Genomic DNA, 21,420 nt, shown 5'->3' on the forward strand with positions numbered 1-21,420 from the left:
CTGCCAAGAGTTCTCGCTTTGAGTTCAGTGTGAATCTAGGCGTGGCGGTCGAGCCAGTCCACGACGGTATCGAGGGCCTGATCGGCAGCCGGCTCATTGAAGACCTCATGCTTCTGGCCTTCCCAAGTCACATACTCCACGTCCTTAGAGGAGATGGAGTTGTACCAATCCTGGGAGAAATACGGCGGCACGATGCCGTCCTTGGTGCCGTGCATGATGAGCGTCGGTGCGGTGAAGAGGTCCGCATTGACGGCGTCATAATTCGCGATTGCTGCCAGCTGCAGGGCGGTACCGGCGCTGGCCTTCTGCGCGATGAGCGGGCTCGAAGCATACTCGTCCTTCACCGTCTGGCTGGTGGAAACACCATCCGTAAACGGGTTGGAAAGCTTAACGTCCTTGCTCCACTCCGGCGATTGTGCGCCGATTTCAGTGCGGTGCGGAATCAGGTTCTGCGCATAGTGCGCATTGAAGCTGGCGAGCTGGGCCAGCGGCAGGCGTTCAAAGATGGTGGGATCCAGCTTCTTCTGGGTCTCCGAAATATCATCCGGGGTGATATTCTTTCCGGCCACGTTCTTGCCAGAAAGGTTCAGCGGCGCGCCGCCACCGTTGGTGATGATGCCATCGACCTTGCCCGGCTCACGGATGCCATAGGCCTCCACAGTCAGCGAGCCCATCGAGTGGCCCAGCAGGAAGGTCTTTACTCCCTGGTTTTCCTCCTTGGCTATGTCCACCACATGGTCAAAGTCATCCAGGATGTACTGGAAGTTATCGATGTGCCCCAGTGGCACGCTGCCGCCAGCGGACTTGCCGTGCCCGCGGTGGTCTACACGGTAGACGTTGTAGCCCGCATCCAGCAGGCGCTTGGCGACGTAATCATATCGCCCCGAATGTTCAGAGACACCGTGCGCAAGAACCACCGCACCGCGTGGGTTGGCTACCTTCTGCTTGCGGTAGTAGATCTTGACGCCCTCGCCGTGAGCGCTGTCGAAGTAGCCTTCCTCATCGGATACCTGCTTTTCCGAGACGGTTGGGCGTCCAAGGACATCTGGTTTCTGATCTGTCGCGGGCGCAGGCGCCGGGGCTTCCTGGGCGATTGCCCATGCCGTGAGCGTGCCAGATACCGCAACTGGTGCCGCCAGTACTGCTGCCGCCGTCAGGCAAGCGGTTACGTGCTTCTTCATCATCACTGTCTCCTCGTGGTGCTGGAGGTCATATCCTTGCGTTAGATGAGATTGGGATAACAGTGATGCTAAATATCCTGAGACGGAGTTCACAAATAGTTTTCGACAATATTACCTACGGTTCCGTAACATAACCGCACGGAAATACCCCTTTAAAATCCCCTAATTTCCACGAAACTATTCCTCCCCAATTACCCCCTTTTGGCACCTCTAAAACAAAAAGCGGGAAACCCGGACTTACCGAGTTTCCCGCCTACTGTGCGGCTACTTTAGCTCAACCTAGTCACCAATCTGATCGCGACCACGCTTCACGATGTTCTCATCAACCTCGCCCACCAGCTCGTGATCCTTGTTCGTGTACTCGAACTTGGACAGCACATAGCGCATGGCGTTAATGCGGGCACGCTTCTTGTCGTTGGACTTAATGGTGATCCACGGCGACTCTTCCGTATCCGTGTAGCGGAACTGCTCTTCCTTCGCACGAGTGTAGTCATCCCACTTATCCAGCGAAGCCAAATCCATCGGGGACAGCTTCCACTGACGTACCGGGTCGATCTGGCGGATAGCGAAGCGGGTGCGCTGCTCCTTACGGGTAACAGAGAACCACAACTTGGTCAGGGAGATACCCGAGCCAAGAATCATATTCTCCAGCATCGGAACCTCACGGAGGAACTCCGCGTGCTGGCTTTCGGTACAAAAGCCCATAACGCGCTCCACACCGGAGCGGTTGTACCAAGAGCGGTCGAAGAAGACGATCTCGCCACCGGCTGGGAAGTGTTCAATATAGCGCTGGAAGTACCACGAGGTGGACTCACGCGGCGACGGCTTCTCCAGAGCCACAGTGCGAGCACCACGCGGGTTCAGGTGCTCGTTAAAGCGCTTAATGGTGCCACCCTTGCCGGCCGCATCGCGACCCTCAAAGATAATAATGTGGCGCTGGCCGGTTTCCTTGGTCCAGTTCTGCCACTTCAGCAGCTCGATCTGCAGAGCACGCTTCACAGACTCGTACTCATCGCGAGTCATACGCTCATCATAGGGGTAATTTTCCCGCCAAGTCTGAACCGGGGAACCATCCGGCATGATCAACGAAGGATCATCTTCATCGGTTCCATCGACGACGTAGCCGTCAGTTTTTGCCAGGTCAATCTCGGGAAGGTCGTCGTCTTTAATATCAGCCATGCATTTAGTGTAACCCGAATGTAGACATCTAGCGCGCTAAATTTCTGTAGTTACCCCTGCCCCCAAATGAACAACAAAACAAAAAGAAGGCCTACCGAAACGGTAGGCCTTCTTGCTTCAGCGAGCGTTAAAGCTCAGAACTGAAGGATGTTCTTATGCGAACATGCCGATCAGCTTGGAAGCACCCTTAGCTACATCAACCAGCGGGGATGCAACCAGGAAGAGCTGGTCGAAGACGTACTTGATCGGCTCGAAGATGCCCTCGGAGGAAGCAGCGAACTGGGAAATGAAGTCAGACATTTTGTCTCCTTAAGACTTGTTTAGGAAATGAAATTACTTGGAGGAAAGGAAATCAGCGTAGGAAGAAAGATTCTCGTTGATGCCCTTGATCGGTGCCATCTCGCCGCCTACGAACAGGTGACCGAAGCCCTGCAGGCCGCCAAGAACCTTTGCCCAGCCTTCCCAGGTGTTAACGAAGTTGTCCAGGTGAGTCTGTACGAGGGAGAGATCCATGTTTGAACTCCTAAAATAGTTCCGAAGCTATCTTGCCCCGGAGGGGTTTGCAGTTTGCAGACACCCTCAGTGGGCGTCACAAGAAATATTTTGGCACAAGTTCAATCTAAAGCAAGTCAATGTTGCATAGGTGTCTTCACATCTAGGCGATTTGATAAGAAAAGAGTTATATCCCATAGGGGGTATTGGAAAATTTTTACCTCACGACACAATCGCCCTGAACTGCGATTTTTGTTTGCTAAATAGTTGATTGCGTTAAATAAAATTTAACACTGTAACGCTTCGGGGTGTAGCGAACGATAGCTATACCCGTAAACTAGCCTTCCCAAGCGAAAAAATTTTTCTAATCCAGCCCGTTAAAATTACCCCTATACGGGGTCAGTGGGGCGCATGGTTCGCGTGTTAAGCACCGTGGCGCTGAATTGTAAGCCTGCCTGAGCAATAAATCGGGCATTGTGAATTGAACATGTGCACCGATTAGAAAACTACATTGACAAGCAGATTCAGCGATTGGCTCGAGAATTTGCGCCGCGCCCATATCGTATCGGCGAAGCAAAGTGGTGTAGACACGCCGAAGCGCCCCACCTCATGCGCTCTAAAGCACAGAAGCGGGGCGCTCAAAAGGGGCTAGAAGGCTGCTAAGAGCCTTGTCTGAGCCCGTCTCTAGACCTATCGGGGATTGGACTTAGAAGCCCATGCCGCCCATGGCGTCAGCGTCCGGCATGCCGTTGTTGGCGCCGGCCGGCTCAGGCTTGTCGGCAACGACAGCCTCGGTGGTCAGGAACAGAGCTGCAATGGAAGCAGCGTTCTGCAGAGCGGAGCGGGTGACCTTAACCGGGTCATTGATGCCAGCCTCCATGAGGTTGACGTACTCACCGGTAGCAGCGTTCAGGCCCTCGCCTGCCGGCAGGGAGGAAACCTTGTCAGCAACAACGCCTGGCTCGAGGCCAGCATTGTGTGCAATCTGCTTCAGCGGTGCAGACAGGGCCTCGCGGACGATCTTGACGCCGGTAGCCTCGTCGCCCTTGAGGTCATCCAGGGAATCCAGGACGGAAGCGGCCTGCAGCAGTGCTACGCCACCGCCGGCAACGATGCCTTCTTCCACGGCAGCCTTTGCGTTGCGGACTGCGTCCTCGATGCGGTGCTTGCGCTCCTTGAGCTCCACCTCGGTAGCGGCACCGACCTTAAGGACGGCAACGCCGCCGGAGAGCTTAGCCAGGCGCTCCTGCAGCTTCTCGCGGTCGTAGTCAGAGTCGGAGCTTTCGATCTCGGCACGGATCTGCTTGATGCGGCCGTCGATCTGCTCCTGGGAGCCAGCACCCTGAACGATGGTGGTCTCGTCCTTGGTGACGACAACCTTGCGTGCCTGGCCCAAGTACTCGAGCTCGGCGGTCTCGAGGGAGAGGCCGACCTCCTCGGAGATGACCTGGCCGCCAGTGAGGATGGCCATGTCCTGCAGGGTGGCCTTGCGGCGGTCGCCGAAGCCCGGTGCCTTAACCGCAACGGACTTGAAGGTGCCGCGGATCTTGTTCACAACGAGGGTGGACAGGGCCTCGCCCTCAACGTCCTCAGCGATGATGAGCAGCGGCTTGCCGGACTGCATGACCTTCTCCAGCAGCGGAACCAGGTCCTTGATGTTGGAGATCTTGGAGGAAACCAGCAGGATGTACGGATCCTCCAGGACCGCCTCCTGACGCTCCATATCGGTAGCGAAGTAGCCGGAGATGTAGCCCTTATCAAAGCGCAGACCCTCAGTTACCTCGAGGTCAACGCCGAAGGTGTTGGACTCTTCCACGGTGATAACGGAGTCCTTGTTTACGGAGCCGTTGCCCACGGTGTACATAGCCTCGGCGATCTTCTCGCCGATGGCCGGGTCAGCAGCGGAGATGCCAGCGGTGGTAGCGATCTGCTCCTGGGTTTCTACTTCCTTAGCAGAGGAGAGCAGGGAGTCTACAACCTTCTTGGTTGCGGTCTCGATGCCGCGCTTGATGCCCATGGGGTTGGAACCTGCGGCTACGTTGCGCAGACCCTCGCGTACCAGAGCCTGTGCCAGCACGGTTGCGGTGGTGGTGCCGTCGCCTGCGACGTCGTCGGTCTTCTTGGCAACTTCCTTGACCAGCTCGGCGCCGATCTTCTCGTAAGCATCCTCGAGCTCGATTTCGCGAGCGATGGAAACACCGTCGTTGGTAATGGTCGGGGCGCCCCAGGACTTTTCCAGGACGACGTTGCGGCCCTTGGGGCCGAGGGTGACCTTGACGGCGTCGGCAAGCGTGTTGAGGCCGCGCTCGAGGCCGCGGCGGGCCTCTTCATCAAAAGCGATAATCTTTGCCATTGTGTTTGTGCTCCTTGGTTTATTGAGGACGACACTCACGTCTTTCTCGCTGCGGACGCCCGCGACGGCATGGCTGGTGAGTGTGAACCAACCTCAACCACAACGATGTAGATTTATCTGACACTCATACTGTGCGAGTGCTAACGACCATTCTGGCACTCTCCTACCGTGACTGCAAGAAAAATGGCGCCCCCGCGAAGGGACGCCATTATATAAGGAATGGATCAAAAACTAGGAGCTCTTCACCGTGCGCTTGGTCCAGCGGTAGATGAACGTCAGCGCGATAATAAAGAGGATCACGCCCACCACGGTGGCGGAGGCACCACCCTCAAAGATTTCCAGCGGGCTGTCGCCGCCAGCGGCGGCAATGATGCCGGCGTTGACCACACCAAAGAGGGACTCACCTACGATGAGGCCGGTAGCCAGGAGGGTACCCATACGCTTGGCAAACTCCGGGTGGGATTGCTTCGCGGCCCACTTGTCATAGAAGGTGCCCAAAATAGCACCGATGGGGATGACGATGGTCAGGGCGGCCGGTAGGTACATGCCCATGCCGGCGGCCAGCGGGGACAGCGAGTACTTATCGGTGAACTTGCGCAGGAGCTCGTCAACAATAATAAGGACAGCACCAATGGCCATACCGATAAAGATGAGGTTCCAGTCCAACGAGCTATCGAAGATGCCGGAGGCAACGGAGGACATCAGGGCGGCCTGCGGGGCGGCCAAGGCGTCTTCACCGGCGCCTTCCATGCCTTGGAAGCCGAAGCCATTGAGCATGACCTGCAGAATCGGCGGGATGACCAGGGAGCCGAAGACCACGCCGATGATGAGCGCTACTTGCTGCTTCCACGGAGTAGCGCCGACGAGCTGACCTGTCTTGAGGTCCTGCAGGTTGTCATTGGAGATGGTGGCAATGCCAAAGACGATGGCCGCGGTGAAGAGCGTGTAGGCCACCAAAGACAGAGGATCCGCAGTGGTGCCGCGGGTGACGGCCGCGATGAGCAGCGAGGCGGCGAGCACGGCGATGATGCCGATGGAGGAAATGGGCGAGTTAGACGCACCAATCAGGCCAGCCATGTAGCCGCACACGGAGGCGATAATCAGACCTACCAGCAGGGTAAAGAGGACGGAGACGGTGATGAGCACGGCCATGTGGTCGTGAATATCGGTACCGCGTACGAAGTCCCACAACAGCAACGCGATAGGCACCATGAACGCCACGATGGTGGTGGCGACATAAGGGAAGGGAATATCGCGCTCGGTGACATCCACGGTGGAGCCGGACTTGCGGGCGCGCGAGGAGGCTAGGGACTGGCGGATGCCCACAGCAATGGGAGCGGCGATCTTCAGCAGGGTCCAAATGGCGGCAATGGCCATGGTGCCCACGCCGATGAAGCGGATGTCATCGGAGAAGGTGGTATCGACGACGTCGGCAAGCGCGGTGGCGCCCGTAATATCGCCGGTGGTGAAAATGGGCAGCAAAATGAAGTAGGAAATCACCACGCCTACCAGCATGGCAATGCCTACCGGCAGGCCCACCAGGTGGCCCACGCCGATAAGCGCGGTGGACAGGCTGGTGCCCAGGGTGGTCGCGCCAGCGCCGAGCTTGAAATAGGCGGTGACTTCGGAGGCGGCGGCCTTCATTGCGGTCAGCAGCGCCATAACGGCCGAGGTAATGCCACCCGCGACGATAACACGCAGGCCCTTGGCATTTTCTTCCTGGCTGGTGCCGGAGGCATTTTCATCGCCCACCTTGAGGACCTCGGCCGCGGCCACGCCCTCCGGATAGGGCAGATCGGAGCCGGTGACCAAAGCGCGGCGCAGCGGGATGGAATACATCACGCCCAGCACGCCGCCGATGATGCACACGCCAGCCGTCTGCACGAAGCCAAAGCCCTGCCAGTACCCCACCATCACCAAGCCGGGGAGCACAAAGATGATGGCGGACAAGGTACCCGCGGCAGAGGCAATGGTCTGCACGATGTTGTTTTCTTTAACGTTGTGGCCCTTGAACCGGCGCAGCACCGCCATGGAGATCACGGCGGCCGGGATGGAGGTAGCAAAGGTCAAGCCCACCTTCAGGCCTAAGTACACATTGGCGGCGGTGAAGATGAGGGTGATCAGGCCACCGATAATGATGCCGCGCAGAGTCAGCTCGGGCAGGGAGGCCTTGGAACCTGCGGCGGATGATGCGTTCGCCATGCCAGGTCCTTTCTATTCTCGGCTATGAAAGTTTCTTGTTTCACCCACGCAGCGGGCTACAGCGGGCTGCAGCCTGCTACGTCCGTTTCTGTCTGCTTGGTGCCGGTTGCTTTCTCGGTTTGGGTCCGAACGGTCAGAATCCGCACAGGGTGGAATGAATAAATTTTAGTTCACCACCCCAGCGTTTTCCTATTCCGGTTGCTCTATAGCTTGGGGCGGGCGGGTACCGTAGAGAACATGACTGCACTTAATGAAAGCATTCGCAACGATCGCGAGACCATTTTCCGCCAGCTCAGCGAGCTCGTGGCCTTTAATTCCGTCCACGACGAGGAAGGTTTGGAGGACCAGACCAAGGGCGCAAGCCAGTGGGTTAAGTCCGCACTGGAAGAGGCCGGAGTGAGCGTGGAAGCCATCACCACGGCCGATGGTTCCACGGCCATCTTGGGTGAGCGCAAGGGCGATGAGGGCGCCAAGACGGTGCTGCTGTACTCCCACTATGACGTGGTGCCGGCCGGCAACCGCGAAGCTTGGGAATCCGATCCGTTCACCCTGACCGAGCGTGAGGCCGCCGATGGCACCACCCGCTGGTACGGCCGCGGCGCCGCCGACTGCAAGGGCAATGTGGCCATGCACTTGGCCGCCCTGCGCGCGGTGGACAATAACGGCGGCACCAAGGTGAACCTGAAGTACCTCATCGAGGGCTCCGAGGAGCGCGGCGGCGAGGGCCTGTCCCAGCTCATCAAGGACCGCCCGGAGCTTTTTGCTGCCGACGCCATCCTTATCGCCGATGCGGGCAACGCCGCTGTGGGCCAGCCGACCTTGACCACGTCCCTGCGCGGCGGCGCGCAGATTGGCGTCCAGGTCGATACCTTGGCCTCCGCCGTGCACTCCGGCCAGTTTGGCGGCGCGGCCCCGGATGCGGCCAAGGCGCTGATGCGCGCCATCGACTCCCTGTCCGATGAGTACGGCCGCACCGTTATCGACGGCGTAGATACCACCGCCGAGTGGTCCGGCCAGGAGTACCCGGCAGACGCCTTCCGCGCCGATGCGCAGCTGTTGGAGGGTACCAAGATCATGGGCGAAGACGACCCGGCCGGTGCCACCCCGGTGGCCAACATGGTCTGGTCCCGCCCGGCCATTACCGTGACCGGCTTTACCTCCACCCCGGTGGCAGAGGCCGTCAACGCCGTGCCCGCCACCGCTTCCGCGCAGCTCAACCTGCGCGTTCCAGCCGGCGCCGATGCCGCCGCGATTGCCGACGCCGTCTGTGATCACCTCCGTGCCCACACCCCATGGGGCGCCCACGTGAAGGCCGAGGTGCTCGAGGCCAATGCCGGCTTCTCCACCGATCCGGAAAAGCCCGCCGCCGCGCTACTGGGCGAGTGCCTCACCGAGGCCTACGGCACGGATACCGCCGCACAGGGCATGGGCGGCTCTATCCCGCTGACCACCGAGCTGCAAGAGGCTCACCCGAACGCGGAGATCGCTCTCTACGGGGTGGAGGAGCCAAAGTGCACCATCCATTCGGCCAATGAGTCCGTCGATCCCACCGAGATCGAAAACATCGCTGCCGCAGAAGCGCTCTTCTTGCAGCGCTACGCCTAAGGGCTCACCCCTCCCGGCCGCCGCTTCGGTTTAGCGGCTTGCCGCCAACTCCCCGCGTCCCGAACCGATGGGATGCGGGGTTTATTTCTGTCCTAAATCGGCCCGAAATAGCGGCATATAATACAGTGCATAAAATTATTCCTTTCAAAGCCGTGGAAAAACTGATAAAGTGGTAAAAGTTGGCCCCGCGCTCGGCCATGTTGCTTGCACTGTGCCGCCGCGTCGTACTCAGCGGCGCGCGGCTCGTGAATGTTCTCGCTTCTCGTCAGCTGTGTTCTCGTGTGTGTGCTCGTGGTATTCGCGGCAGCGGGGTATAAGAACGTGACACAACCATAAGGAGCGTAGTAACCAACGTGCTAGTACTTCTGGGTGCTCTTATCGCCGCCTCCGTGGTCGCGCCGCTGCTCATCATGCGAATGGGTCGCCCGGCTTTTGGAATTTTGGCACTGGTTCCCAGCGCAGGCTTCGTATGGACTCTCGTGCATTTCCTGCGCGGTACCTTCACAGACGGCGGCGCGGTCGAACGCACCGTGGAGTGGATGCCGTCCGCCAACCTGAGTTTTAGTCTCCGCTTGGACGGATTGGGCGCGCTATTTAGCCTCATTATCTTGGGCATGGGCGCGCTGGTGCTGGTGTATTGCTGGGGCTATTTTGATGGCACGCGGCGCCGCCTAGCCATGTTCGCCGCACAAATGGTGGGCTTTGCCACCGCCATGTTTGGCCTGGTGGCCGCGGATAATTTCCTGCTAATGTACGTGTTCTGGGAGATTACCTCCATACTGTCCTACCTTTTGGTCAGCTACTACGCGGAGCGTGCCTCTTCCCGCCGCGCCGCGCAGCAGGCACTCATGGTCACCGCACTGGGCGGGCTGTCCATGCTCATGGGCATCATCCTGCTCGGACGCCAGACCGGAGCGTGGACCTTTAGCGATATCGCCGCCTATCAGCACTTTGCCCAGACGCCATTTGTCACGGTCGCCATCGTGCTCATCTTGGCGGGCGCGCTAACGAAGTCCGCAATCGCGCCGGCACACTTCTGGTTGCCGGGTGCGATGGCGGCGCCGACTCCGGTCTCCGCTTATCTCCACTCCGCCGCGATGGTAAAGGCGGGCATCTACCTAGTCGCACGCCTCGCGCCATCGATGTATGAGGTTGCCACCTGGCACGTGGTGGTTATCTCCCTTGGCGTATTTACCATGCTGCTGGGTGGCTGGATGGCGCTCAAGCAGCGCGACCTGAAGCTGGTGCTGGCCTATGGCACCGTCTCCCAGTTGGGCTTTATTACTTCCATCGCAGCTGTAGGTTCCCGCGAGGCTATGCAGGCCGCTCTCGCGCTGACCTTTGCGCACTCGCTCTTTAAGGCGGCGCTCTTTATGGTCGTCGGCGCCATCGACCACTGCTCGGGCACGAGGGATATCACCAAGCTATCCGGCTTGGGGCGCAAGGAGCCTTTCCTCTTTGGCATCGCTATCATCTCTGGCCTGTCCATGGCTGGCGTCCCACCGCTCTTTGGCTTCGTGGCCAAGGAGGCTGTGCTGGAAGCCACCATGCATGAGGAGCTACTGGCCGGTATGCCGCGCAATATGATGCTGGTGGCCTATGTCCTCGGCTCTATCCTCACCATGGCCTATACCCTGCGCTTTTTGTGGGGCGCCTTCGCTACCAAGCAGGAGGTTAATGGCACGGAGCCAGCAGAGGCCGTCGCCAAGATGCATCCCGTCACCATGGGGCTGTGGCTCTCCCCTGCCCTACTCACCGCCCTAACCGTGGTGCTGGGTGTATTCCCCAAGCCGCTCTCGGCGGCCTTTGACCAGCACCTCAACTCCACCTTCGGCCCGAAGGAGCATAGTGAGTTGGCGCTGTGGCATGGCTTTAGCGTGGCGCTGGGCCTTTCCATGCTCATTATTGTGGGCGGTATTGTCATGCACTGGCAGCGCCAAGTCCTAGTCAAGTGGCAATTCCCCTACCCTGCACTGGGCAATGCGGATGATGCCTATGATTCGGTCATCGCTCTTCTGCGCCAGCTCTCGCTGCGCACGACGGCAACCACGCAGCGCGGCTCCCTGCAGCTGAACCTCACGGTCATCTTTGCCACCTTGATGTTGCTGCCGGTAGCCATGCTCATCAAGGGAGACCTCACCGATATTCGGATGATTGTGGCGGAAAATCCCTGGCAGATCGTGGCCGCCTTCATCATCATGGTGGCCGCTGTGGCCGCTACGGTAACCGATAATCGCTTGTCCGCCGTCATTATCGTTGGCGTAACCGGCTATACGCTTTCCTTCATATTTGCGCTGCATGGCGCTCCGGATCTGGCGCTTACCCAGCTGCTGACGGAGACCATCGTGATGGTACTTTTCATGCTGGTGCTGCGCCGCATGCCGGCCTCCACCGAGTGGAAGCAGGATCCCAAAATGGGGCGCCTACGCGCGTGGCTTTCGGTGGGCACGGGCCTGACGGTAACCGTGGTGGCGATGTTTGCCATCAACGCGCGCCAGTCCAAGCCCATCTCTGAGTTCATGCCGGATCTGGCCAAGGAGATTGGCCACGGCGCCAATACCGTCAATGTTTTGCTGGTGGACCTGCGCGCATGGGATACCTTTGGCGAGATCACGGTCATCATCATCGCTGCGTTGGGCGTGGCCTCTCTGATTTATCGCACCCAGTCCTTCGCCCGCGCGAGCCGCCGCCCCACCCTGCAAGTTACTGGGCGGCGCTGGCTGGCCGCCGGGGTGGAATCGGAGCAGGCACTCAACCGCTCGCTGATGATTGACGTCTCCACCCGCGTGCTCTTCCCGTCCATGGTGGCGCTGTCCTTCTACTTCTTCTTCGCCGGCCACAACGCCCCGGGTGGCGGCTTTGCCGGCGGCCTCGTCGCCGCGCTGGCGCTCATCCTGCGCTACCTGGCCGGCGGGCGCGCAGAGTTGGAAGAGACCCTGCCTATCGACGCCGGCCGCACCATGGGCACCGGCCTCTTCTTGTCCGCACTGGCCGCAGTGACCCCCATGTTCTTTGGCCACCCACCGCTTACCAGCGGGTACACCTCGCCGGAGATTCCGCTCATCGGCAAGGTTTCGCTGCCTTCGGCGTTGGTCTTCGATGCGGGCGTCTACCTCATCGTCGTGGGCCTTACGCTCTACATCCTGAATTCCTTGGGTGCCAAGTTGGATGAGGAAGAGGAAATGCGTAAGCAGCGCGCCCGCGATCGCGCCCGCTCGCTGGCCCGGCAGCAACGCCAACGCACCGCCAAGCAAAAGGCGCAACGGGCGCAACGCAAGGAAAAGAAACAAGCCGCCACAGCAAGCACAGCCGCGACAACAGGAAAGGAGAAATAAAATGGAAGCCAACCTCTTCCTTCTCTTGGCCGCCGGCGTACTCGTTGCGGCAGGCGTCTACCTGCTGCTAGACCGCACCATGACCAAGATGATGTTGGGCTTGTTGCTACTGGGCAATGGAGCCAACCTCTTCCTGCTGCAGTCCGGCGGCTCGGCCGGTTCCCCGCCTATCGACGGCCGCGAGTCGGAGCCTTACGGCGCCGAGATTGCGGATCCACTGGCGCAGGCGATGATTCTTACCGCCATCGTTATCTCCATGGCACTTACGGCCTTCATCCTTACGTTGGCCTACCGCCAGTACCGCTACCGCACGGACGATGTCATTGAAGATGACGCGGAGGATACCGCGATTGCGGCTAAGGCTGCGCGCCCTGGCAATGCGACCGCCAACCCGGACCACGATGAGTCCAATGATCCGACCACGGGCCGCGCCACCAAGCAAGGCGATAACTTCGGACCCGAATCCTTCGAGCAACCAGTAAAGGGGGCCCACGATGAGTGAGACCGTACAGCCGCTTGTCGATGTCCTCTTTCCCTACATCGGCTACCTCATTCCGCTGCCCATTATCATCCCGGCGGTGGCCGCGGCCCTCGCCTTGATTTTTTGCCGCATCCCCAATGCGCAGCGCCAGATCGTGTTCTTCTCGCTGCTCATTACCGCAGTGGTTAATGCCACCCTCATCCTCATTGCAGATTTTGAGGGCATCCAAACGCTGCAGGTAGGTGGCTGGGACGCCCCAGTGGGCATCACGCTTGTGGCGGATCGCCTCTCTGCGGTGATGCTCTTTACATCCTCCGTGGTGCTGTTTTCTGTCATTTGGTACGCCATTTCCCAGGGCGTGCACGATGGCACCAAGGACGAGCCGGTGGCTGTCTTCCTGCCCACCTACATGCTGCTGTCCATGGGCGTTAATATCTCCTTCTTGGCCGGCGACCTCTTCAACCTCTACGTGGGCTTCGAGGTCTTCCTCGTGGCGTCGTATGTGCTGTTGACCCTGGGTGCCTCGGCCGGTCGCGTGCGCGCCGGTGTGGGCTACGTGATGGTGTCGATGGCCTCGTCCATGATTTTCTTGCTCGCGTTGGGCTTTGTGTATTCCTCCGTGGGCACGATGAACATGGCCCAGATTGGCCAGCGCATGCAGGACATCCCGGAGGGAACTCGCATCGCCATCTTTGCCACGCTGCTCGTCGCCTTCGGTATTAAGGCGGCCGTGGTTCCGCTGGACGCCTGGCTGCCGGACTCGTATCCCACAGCGCCGTCGCTAGTCACGGCCGTCTTCGCCGGCCTGCTGACCAAGGTCGGTGTCTACGCCATTATCCGCGCCCGCACCTCCGTCTTCACCGCCGGTGGGCTCGATACCGTGCTCATGTGGGTCGCCCTCGCCACGATGTTGGTGGGCATCTTAGGCGCGATTGCGCAGTCCGATATTAAACGCCTTTTATCCTTTACCCTGGTTAGCCACATTGGCTACATGATCTTCGGTGTTTCCCTCGGCACCGCCCAGGGCCTGTCCGGCGCCATCTTCTACGCCGTGCACCACATTCTGGTCCAAACCGCGCTATTCCTGGTGGTCGGACTCGTTGAGCGCCAGGCTGGCACCTCGTCGCTACGCCGCTTGGGTTCGCTAATGTACTCGGCCCCGTTGATCGGAATCTTGTATTTCATCCCGGCCATTAACCTGGGTGGCATCCCACCGTTCTCCGGATTCTTGGGCAAGGTCATCTTGCTGCAGGCCGGTGCTAATGAAGGTTCCTGGATGGCATGGGTGCTCATCGTCGGTGCGGTGGTTACCTCGCTGCTGACCCTCTACGTCATGATGCTGGTGTGGGCCAAGGGCTTCCAGCGCGACCGCGCCGATGCCCCGGAAGGCAACATGGCGCTCGCGCGCCCCGCCCCGCTTTCCGATATCACCGATGAGGTGGAATTTTCCTCCCGCCAGGATGTGGGCCGCGTGCCCTTTGGCATGATTGCGTCTACTACCCTGCTGGTGGCCGCGTCTACGTCCATTACCTTCCTGGCCGGCCCAATGTCCGGCGTGACTACCCGCGCTGCCGAATCCGCACAAGATACGTCCATCTACCAGTACGCGGTGCTGGGCGACCGCGCGGATGATCCCACCCGCCACCTCAACCAGAAGGAGCGCTACACCGGCGGCGCGGACTCCTATGAAAATCGCCGCAACCCCTCCCCCGAGGCGGAGCCTCCGGCCTCACCGGGCTTAGATGCCCGCACCGACCCAGAAGCCGGCGGCCGCGATTCGCATTCCACGGATGTAAAGTCCCCGGACGCCGCCAAGAGGAAGGATATTAGCGATGACTAACACGCGCTTTTCCGGCCTGCGCCACCGCTTCCGCCCGTGGTTCATCGTCTGGCTGGTAGTCATGTGGTGCATGCTCATGGGCGAGGTTACCGTGGGCAACCTGGTAGCCGGGCTTATCATTGGCTTCGTCATTGTCTTTGCCCTGCCGCTGCCGGCCATGCCTATCACCGGCATCGACGTCTCTTGGGGCAAGCTCATTGTGTTCATGCTCCGCTGGTTCTGGGAGTTGTTCTACGCCTCGCTCAAGGTGGGCTGGCTGGCCGTGCGCCCGCAGCCGGTGCCCAAAACCGCCATCTTGGAGCTGCCCATGCGCTTGGATAATGAGTTCGTACTCTCCCTGGCCGTGACGCTGTATAACCTGCAGCCAGGCGGCACGGTGACCGATATCGACATTGCCAACCGCATGATTACCGTCCATATCCTGGACGCCCGCGATGAGGCCCAGATTCAGCGCGAAATCGGTGCCGTGGCCCACCTTGAGGCCTCATTCATCGACATCTTTGAAAGGAGCCACCCCTAATGGATCCGCAAATCTATAATGCGATTTTGCTGGTGGCCGCCGCGCTGCTGGTGGTCTCCTTCCTCATCACCGTCTGGCGCATTGTCACCGGCCCCAATTCGCTGGACCGCTTGGTGGGTATGGATGGCTTTACCGCGATGTTCCAGTGCGCGCTGGCTACCTATATGTGCTGGTCGCTTAACACGACCGTGGTCTCAGCCATGCTGGTCATTGCGCTGCTGGGATTCATCTCCACCGTGTCCGTCACTAGGTTTAGGAAGAGGGATAGCCAATGAGCTGGTCCTTTATTGCAGATGTACTCTCGCTCATCCTCATTATTGGCGGCAGCGTCCTCACCTTGGCCGCGGCTATCGGCATCGCCCGCTTCAAGGACACCATGTCTCGTGTGCACGCGGTAAGCAAGCCGCAAACCACCGGCCTTATCCTGACGATCCTTGGTGCCATCATCCGCATCACGGGCGCGGAATCCTTCAGCGTTGCCGAGCGCGGGGATTTAGGAATACTCGTTTTGCTGGTACTGTTTGCCATGTTCACTAGCCCGGTAACCGCGCAGCGCACCTCGCGTATTGCACGCCGTGAGGGCCTGTACGGCACCGAGGAATCCATGTCCCGCAACGACCGACCCGCCGCGAAGTCGCTGCGTCGCAAGTAGGAGACGCTTTTCACCGTGAAAAAGCTTTATGGGCTTCCCACTATGGTGACTTTGCTCGCCGCTCTTATCGGCGTCATCGTCTACCGCTTCAGCATCTTCGACGGCAATAGCGCCTTTGTGTGGCGCGTTCCCTTGGATCTGAAGATTTATTGGCTCGCCGGCGGCGAGGTGGCCCAAGGCGCGGATCTCTACGATAATGCCTACATTGGCGACCTGCCTTTTACCTATCCGCCCTTTTCCGGCACCCTTTTCACGTGGCTTTCCACGCTTGACGACGCCCCCTTAATCCTCCTCTGGCAGGGCGGCACCGCCCTCGCCTTGTTCACGGTTATTATGCTGGTCCTGCGCGAGCGCGGGCTCAAGCTCTCCCCGGCAATATGGCTGCTGGGCATCTTGCTGCTGTGCTGCACCCCGGCGAATGAGCCGGTGCACGGCACCCTATTCTTTGGCCAGATCAACATCTTTTTGATGCTGCTGGTGGCCTTGGACATCCTCCCGCGCAAGCGCGCTTTGCCGGGCATCGGAATCGGTTTGGCCGCGGGTATGAAGCTCACCCCGGCCTATATGGGTCTGGTTTTGCTCTTCCAGAAGCGCTGGTGGCAAGCGATCATCGCCATCCTTACCTTTGCGGTGACCGTTGCCATCGGTTTCGTGACCATTCCGGATGCCGCCGATTTCTGGACCGACGCTATCTTTAAGTCCTCGCGCGTGGGCGAGCACACCAACCCCGGTGCGCAGTCGATTCGCTCGGTGATGGTCCGCGCCTGGGGCATTGATGGCGGCCGGATTTGGCTTACCGCCGTGGTCGTGGTCTTCATCTTGACCTGCCTGGCGCTGCGCACCGCGATGAAGCACCGCAATAATTCCGCTGCACTTGCGCTTGCCGGCATCAGCTCCTGCTTGGTCTCCCCGTTCTCCTGGTACCACCACTGGGTGTGGACGGTGCCGCTGGCCGTCGTCGTGCTAGTTGCCGTCAACCAGGGGCTGGGCAAGCGCCTGCACGGTTTCCTCGGCGCGCAGGTCGCTGGCCTCGTGTCGGTGCTCGCTATGTGTGCGGTGACCCTGCCGTTCATCTCCGCACCCGTGTGGCTATCTGCGGCGAGCCGCTCGCTCAACCACTGGGATCTGCAGCCGTGGGGAATGTTGGCCTTCACCGGTGCCGGTGTCCTCTTTATCGCCTTTTACGCGGTGTGGGGTTTTATCCCTGGCACCCAGCCGGAGGAGGAAGCGCCCGCCCCGGGCCGCCACCACCTGCCTGCGCAGCCCGAGCCCGCTACCGCGGAAACCGCTGTACGCCCAGCACGCTCGTTTAATACCGCAGCTACGAGCCGTGGGGGTCAAGGTCATTCACGGGCAGCGCAACCCGTCAGCGATGAAACGGCAGAAATGCCCGCGGTGGGGCCGGAAACGCGCGCGTTCCCGGCGGCGCAGGACATCACCGATATCCCGGATACGCCGGCCTACGGGCGCCACTCGCGCGCAGAGGACTAGCCCCGGACTCGCCTGCCCGCCGCTTTAGAGCGGGCGGAAGGTGCGCAACTCGCGGCAGGTCTCCTCGACCACCTCGCGCCAGCTGCCGGTCTCTTTGAAGAGGCGGCGCTGCCGCTCATAGCCGGCACCGCCATCGATAATTTCGTGGATCAGTTTGAGCTCGTTGACGCATCCCAGCTCGCGCGCGATGGGGCTAAGCTCGTCCACCATTTCCGCTAGCTCGTCCTTGACCCAGGCCTCATCGGTCTCGTGGGAGGTTATCACCAGCGCATCCATGCCGTAGCGGGCACCGCGCCATTTATTTTCTGCTACGTGCCAGGGCTGCAGGATGGGGAGGGGTTCCGCGGCGTCGATAAGCCGGTCGTAGTAGACCACCAAGCAGTGAGTGAGCGCCACGATGGCAGAGAGCTCGCGCAGGTTGGACGTCGCATCGGAGACGCGCACCTCCACCGTGCCCCACTTGGACGCCGGCCGAATATCAAAGTGCATGGAACCGGTGTGGTTAATAACGCCGGAAATGGCTTGGTCGCGCATATAGGACTGCCACTCGGCCCAATCGCGGAATTGATACGGCATGCCTGCGGTGGGCAGCTGTTGGTACAGCATGGTGCGGTTGGAGGCATAGCCGGTATCGAGGCCTTCCCACCCGGGCGAGCACGCAGAAATGGCCAGCAGGTGGGGGTATTTGGTCATCAGCGCATTGATGATGGGCCATACGCGGTCCTCGTGGCTAACGCCCACGTGCACGTGCGTGCCCCAAAGCAGCATCTGCTTGCCCCAGTACTGGGTGCGCGCGATGATTTCTTGATAGCTGGGCTTATCCGAAAGCGGGTTCTCGCGGAAGTCCGTAAACGGGTGGCCGCCAGAGGCCCAGACGTCTACGCCCAGCTTATCGGCGGCTTCTTCCACCGCTTTCAGGGAAGTGTTCAGGTCAGCGATGGCTTCCGGCACGGTATGGCAGATGCCGGTGACCAGCTCTACCGTGTTCTGGAGGAATTCCTTTTCCAGATGGATCTCGGGGTGGGCTGCAGTGGCGAGGTCAATGAGTTCTCCGCCGCGCGGGACAAGGTCGCGCGTGTCGCGGTCCACGAGCGCCACCTCCCATTCCACGCCGAGCGTAGGTTCGGGAGAGCGGGCGAATTGTTCTGCCGGGATCTTCACCCATTCAGCTTAACGGGTGACAGGTATTAAGACGTGAATTTTATTTAACCTGTTCGCACCGGCGGTCCTGCGGGCGCGGAAAAGTTCAAATCACAAAAGTCCAAGGCCTTCGGCCGAAGAACTATGGTGCTTGCTCTTCGGCCGGATGGCCTTGGACTTTAAGTTAGGTGCGCGGCTTGCTTAGGCCTGCGGTACCGCCAGGGCGACGACGACGGCACCGTCATCGGTTGCTTCCTTAGGCAGGTCGCGGTTCATCGGGGCGATATCGGCCTGGTAGCGAGCGGCGACCTCCTTGGCCAGAGCCTCAGCGGAGGCGTCACCCTCGGGGAAGAAGACGGTGGTCTTTGGAACGGTGAGGACATCGCCCGGCAGGTTGCCCACGTAGCCAACCTTGAAGCCGCCGCCCTTGAGGGAATCGGCTTCCTTCTTGGCCTTGTCTACCTCGCCGGAGTTATTGAGGACGCTGACCTTAATATCGTTGCGGTCGCGCGCGGCGGAGTGGGCGTTTTCCTCGCCTGCGGCGGCATCTCCCTCGGCCGCGGCTCGCTCATCGGCAGCGCCGGAGGCAGCTCGGTCGCCTGCGCCGTCGCCTTCGCCCTCACCTGGCGCCGGTGCGGGGGCTGGGGCGCTAGCACCTTCGGAAGCGCCAGGGGCACGGGAACCTGCGGCGTCGGGGCCAGCGGAGCCTTCGGGCGCGGCACCGATGGTGGAACCGGTGGAGTTTTCCTGCGTGCTCTCGGAGGCAACGGTGGAGTCATCGTCGCCCGAGGTCATGGAGTACAAAGCCCAGAGGCCGAGCATGACGGCCACGGCGATGAGGACCATCGCCAGGCCGCGCAGCGGGAGGCCGCCCTTTTTAGCGTGCGCGCCTCCGCCAGCGGGGCGCTGCTTAGCAGCACTGGAAGCGGAGGCGCCGGCAGCAGAGCCGGCGCGGGTTTCGTCGGATACCTTGTCGGTCGAATTTTCCGGATTCACATTAGTCACATACGCAACACTAGTACTCAGAATTAACTATCTGGGGTATTTCCCCGCGCGGCGCGCCGCGTGTCTTCTCGCTCCTCGCGCAGGCGCCGCAGCCGTGCAACCAGGAGGGGGTGGGATTGGGCGGCCGCGGGGGCGTCGAGAAGCAGGTTTAGGCGCTGGTGGTAGCGCACCGGGGAGATGTCCAGCTGCGCGCGGATGGCCTCTTCCTTGCGGCCGATGCTGCGCGGCGCGGTTTCCTCGAAGTCCAAAATGGCGGCGTCTAGGTCAGACAAGGGGGTCATGCCTAAACTGTAAGGCATGACTATTCGCCCCATCGTTATCCACGGCGAGACCGTGCTTCACGAACCCACCCAACCGGTGGAAGAATCCGAGATTTCCACCCCGGAAATGCAGCAACTCATCGCGGACATGTATGAAACCATGGACGCCGCCAATGGCGTAGGCTTGGCCGCTAACCAGGTAGGAATTGGCAAGCGCCTCTTTGTCTACCACTGCCCCGATACGGACGGCCCCAATGGCACCGAGCTGCCGTCCGAGGAGGCGGGCATGCGCAAGGGCTGCGTTATCAACCCCGTGCTGGAGACCTCCGAGATTCCAGAGACCATGCCTGCCGACGACGGCTCCGATGACGAGGGTTGCCTCTCCGTGCCGGGCGAGGGCTTTCCCACCGGCCGCGCCGACTGGGCGCGCGTGACCGGCAAGGACGAAAACGGCAATGACATCTCCGTCGAGGGTTATGGCTTTTTCGCCCGCTGCCTGCAGCACGAGACCGGCCACCTCGATGGCTTCCTCTACACCGATACCCTCATTGGCCGCTATAAGCGCCAGGCCAAGAAGGCCATTAAGCGCCACGGCTGGACCGAGCCGGGCTATTCCTGGGTACCGGGTGAGGACGCCGATCCCTTCGGCCACGACGACTAATGTCTCGCATTTTCCGCTCCGATGCCGTCCAGGTGGGCGAGCGCGTGGTGGCCCGGCGCGACTTCGGCGATGTGCATAGCGATGTCATTGGACATGTGCTGAGCCTCGACCCGCTGGTCATTCGCCCACAAGAGGTCGGCGGCTACCCTTCCGACCTAGAGGCGGTGGAGATCCCGCCGGAGCAGCTGAAGATCATCAAGCGCCTCTCCCCGCGCATGGTCCGCAATTCCGATATCCGCGCCGTGGAGGTTGCCGCGGCCTCGGCTTTCCCCGGCACAGAACACGCCTGGACCAGCGATAGTTCTTGGCTCCTGCGCGCGAGCGAGGGGGTTTCCGGCCACTCCAACTCTGCCGTGCCGGTGGGCCCTTCGGCCGGTTTTACGCCAGTGCCATTGGAGGAGATTAAGGCCTTTTACTCCCGCCACAATCTGCCGGTGCGCCTATTGGTTCCGGAGCGCATTGGCAAGCCGGCCGAGCGCCTGCTCGCCGACCCAGCTTGGGAGACCGAGCCAGAGATCCTCGCCATGGTCCTGCGGGATCTGCCCACGCTTGCCGACGCCCCCTCTACCTCCCCCACTTTCCACATCGCCGCCCAACCCGATGACGAGTGGCTGGCGATGTATCAATCCCGTACCGATGCCCTTTCTGCCGAGGCGTTGCAGAGCCTTGGCGCTCACATCGAGGGACCGCTCGGCTTTGGCCGCCTGGTCCTCGATGGCGAGACCGTCGCCATCGCCCGCGGCACCCTGAGCGAATCCGGCGATGGCACCACGTGGCTGGGTCTTTCTTCCATCGAAGTGGCCGAGGACTTCCGCCGCCGCGGATACGGAGCGCTCGCGCTCCAACATTTGCTGCACTGGGGCCACAACAACGGCGCTGAGCACGCGTACCTCACCGCGCCGACCTCGAATATCGCCGGCGTGCGGCTGGCGGAGAAGCTCGGCTTCATCGAGCAGCACCGGCGCATCTACGCCCGCCTGCGCGACTAGCTCTCCGCGCTGCGGACTTCCGGTCTGGGCGGTG

Annotated in this window: 19 protein-coding genes; 10 read left to right on the forward strand and 9 right to left on the reverse strand. The window is 60.7% G+C overall.

Annotated features, from left to right (window positions below):
• Window positions 1-35: 35 nt before the first annotated feature.
• The 6 genes from BJ985_RS06835 to BJ985_RS06860 form a co-directional block, all read right to left on the reverse strand.
• Window positions 36-1,184, reverse strand: coding sequence for an alpha/beta hydrolase (locus BJ985_RS06835; protein WP_179387007.1), 1,149 nt, complete (start codon window positions 1,182-1,184; stop codon window positions 36-38).
• A 276-nt stretch (window positions 1,185-1,460) separates the two neighbouring features.
• On the reverse strand, window positions 1,461-2,360 hold the full coding sequence (gene ppk2, locus BJ985_RS06840; RefSeq protein ID WP_023019951.1) for a polyphosphate kinase 2: 900 nt from the start codon (window positions 2,358-2,360) through the stop codon (window positions 1,461-1,463).
• 153 nt (window positions 2,361-2,513) lie between these two features.
• A complete protein-coding gene (locus BJ985_RS06845; RefSeq protein WP_179387008.1) occupies window positions 2,514-2,660 on the reverse strand; it encodes a hypothetical protein in 147 nt (48 codons plus the stop codon).
• 33 nt (window positions 2,661-2,693) lie between these two features.
• On the reverse strand, window positions 2,694-2,873 hold the full coding sequence (locus BJ985_RS06850; RefSeq protein ID WP_179386185.1) for a hypothetical protein: 180 nt from the start codon (window positions 2,871-2,873) through the stop codon (window positions 2,694-2,696).
• A gap of 685 nt (window positions 2,874-3,558) precedes the next feature.
• On the reverse strand, window positions 3,559-5,205 hold the full coding sequence (groL, locus tag BJ985_RS06855; protein ID WP_005325634.1) for a chaperonin GroEL: 1,647 nt from the start codon (window positions 5,203-5,205) through the stop codon (window positions 3,559-3,561).
• 231 nt (window positions 5,206-5,436) lie between these two features.
• Window positions 5,437-7,407 (reverse strand): OPT family oligopeptide transporter, encoded by a 1,971-nt coding sequence (locus BJ985_RS06860; protein ID WP_179387009.1) that lies wholly within the window; start codon window positions 7,405-7,407, stop codon window positions 5,437-5,439.
• A gap of 237 nt (window positions 7,408-7,644) precedes the next feature.
• Here BJ985_RS06860 and BJ985_RS06865 point away from each other — a divergent pair, with 237 nt between their 5' ends.
• The 8 genes from BJ985_RS06865 to BJ985_RS06900 all read left to right on the forward strand — a co-directional run bounded on the left by BJ985_RS06865 (window position 7,645) and on the right by BJ985_RS06900 (window position 17,331).
• The gene (locus tag BJ985_RS06865) at window positions 7,645-9,012 is read left to right on the forward strand and encodes a dipeptidase (protein ID WP_179387010.1); all 1,368 of its coding nucleotides are present in this window, start codon (window positions 7,645-7,647) and stop codon (window positions 9,010-9,012) included.
• Between the two features lie 353 nt (window positions 9,013-9,365).
• Window positions 9,366-12,347, forward strand: coding sequence for a Na+/H+ antiporter subunit A (locus tag BJ985_RS06870; RefSeq protein WP_179387011.1), 2,982 nt, complete (start codon window positions 9,366-9,368; stop codon window positions 12,345-12,347).
• 1 nt (window position 12,348) lies between these two features.
• Window positions 12,349-12,849: a Na(+)/H(+) antiporter subunit C gene (locus BJ985_RS06875; RefSeq protein ID WP_005325630.1), complete on the forward strand. Its 501-nt coding sequence runs from the start codon at window positions 12,349-12,351 to the stop codon at window positions 12,847-12,849.
• Window positions 12,842-14,668, forward strand: coding sequence for a Na+/H+ antiporter subunit D (locus BJ985_RS06880; RefSeq protein ID WP_179387012.1), 1,827 nt, complete (start codon window positions 12,842-12,844; stop codon window positions 14,666-14,668). The genes BJ985_RS06875 and BJ985_RS06880 overlap by 8 nt, the downstream gene beginning before the upstream one ends.
• Window positions 14,661-15,188 carry a Na+/H+ antiporter subunit E gene (locus BJ985_RS06885; protein ID WP_005325615.1) on the forward strand — a complete coding sequence of 176 codons (528 nt, stop codon included), beginning with the start codon at window positions 14,661-14,663 and terminating at the stop codon, window positions 15,186-15,188. Before BJ985_RS06880 ends, BJ985_RS06885 begins: the two co-directional genes overlap by 8 nt.
• The gene (locus BJ985_RS06890; RefSeq protein ID WP_005325614.1) at window positions 15,188-15,463 is read left to right on the forward strand and encodes a monovalent cation/H+ antiporter complex subunit F; all 276 of its coding nucleotides are present in this window, start codon (window positions 15,188-15,190) and stop codon (window positions 15,461-15,463) included. Before BJ985_RS06885 ends, BJ985_RS06890 begins: the two co-directional genes overlap by 1 nt.
• The gene (locus tag BJ985_RS06895) at window positions 15,460-15,840 is read left to right on the forward strand and encodes a monovalent cation/H(+) antiporter subunit G (RefSeq protein WP_179387013.1); all 381 of its coding nucleotides are present in this window, start codon (window positions 15,460-15,462) and stop codon (window positions 15,838-15,840) included. The genes BJ985_RS06890 and BJ985_RS06895 overlap by 4 nt, the downstream gene beginning before the upstream one ends.
• A 15-nt stretch (window positions 15,841-15,855) precedes the next feature.
• Window positions 15,856-17,331: a glycosyltransferase 87 family protein gene (locus BJ985_RS06900; protein ID WP_179387014.1), complete on the forward strand. Its 1,476-nt coding sequence runs from the start codon at window positions 15,856-15,858 to the stop codon at window positions 17,329-17,331.
• A gap of 24 nt (window positions 17,332-17,355) precedes the next feature.
• Here BJ985_RS06900 and BJ985_RS06905 read toward each other — a convergent pair whose 3' ends face one another.
• The 3 genes from BJ985_RS06905 to BJ985_RS06915 all read right to left on the reverse strand — a co-directional run bounded on the left by BJ985_RS06905 (window position 17,356) and on the right by BJ985_RS06915 (window position 19,775).
• Window positions 17,356-18,492, reverse strand: coding sequence for a glutamate--cysteine ligase (locus BJ985_RS06905; RefSeq protein WP_179387015.1), 1,137 nt, complete (start codon window positions 18,490-18,492; stop codon window positions 17,356-17,358).
• A gap of 180 nt (window positions 18,493-18,672) precedes the next feature.
• Window positions 18,673-19,476 (reverse strand): LytR C-terminal domain-containing protein, encoded by an 804-nt coding sequence (locus BJ985_RS06910; RefSeq protein ID WP_236587116.1) that lies wholly within the window; start codon window positions 19,474-19,476, stop codon window positions 18,673-18,675.
• A 23-nt stretch (window positions 19,477-19,499) separates the two neighbouring features.
• Window positions 19,500-19,775: a DUF3263 domain-containing protein gene (locus tag BJ985_RS06915; protein WP_179387016.1), complete on the reverse strand. Its 276-nt coding sequence runs from the start codon at window positions 19,773-19,775 to the stop codon at window positions 19,500-19,502.
• Here BJ985_RS06915 and BJ985_RS06920 point away from each other — a divergent pair.
• Window positions 19,774-20,397 carry a peptide deformylase gene (locus BJ985_RS06920; protein WP_005325608.1) on the forward strand — a complete coding sequence of 208 codons (624 nt, stop codon included), beginning with the start codon at window positions 19,774-19,776 and terminating at the stop codon, window positions 20,395-20,397. The genes BJ985_RS06915 and BJ985_RS06920 overlap by 2 nt on opposite strands.
• Window positions 20,397-21,386, forward strand: a complete 990-nt coding sequence (locus BJ985_RS06925) for an N-acetylglutamate synthase, CG3035 family (protein WP_179387017.1) — start codon at window positions 20,397-20,399, stop codon at window positions 21,384-21,386. Before BJ985_RS06920 ends, BJ985_RS06925 begins: the two co-directional genes overlap by 1 nt.
• Window positions 21,387-21,420 lie beyond the last annotated feature (34 nt).

It is taken from the genome of Corynebacterium tuberculostearicum (assembly GCF_013408445.1).
GTDB lineage: Bacteria > Actinomycetota > Actinomycetes > Mycobacteriales > Mycobacteriaceae > Corynebacterium > Corynebacterium tuberculostearicum.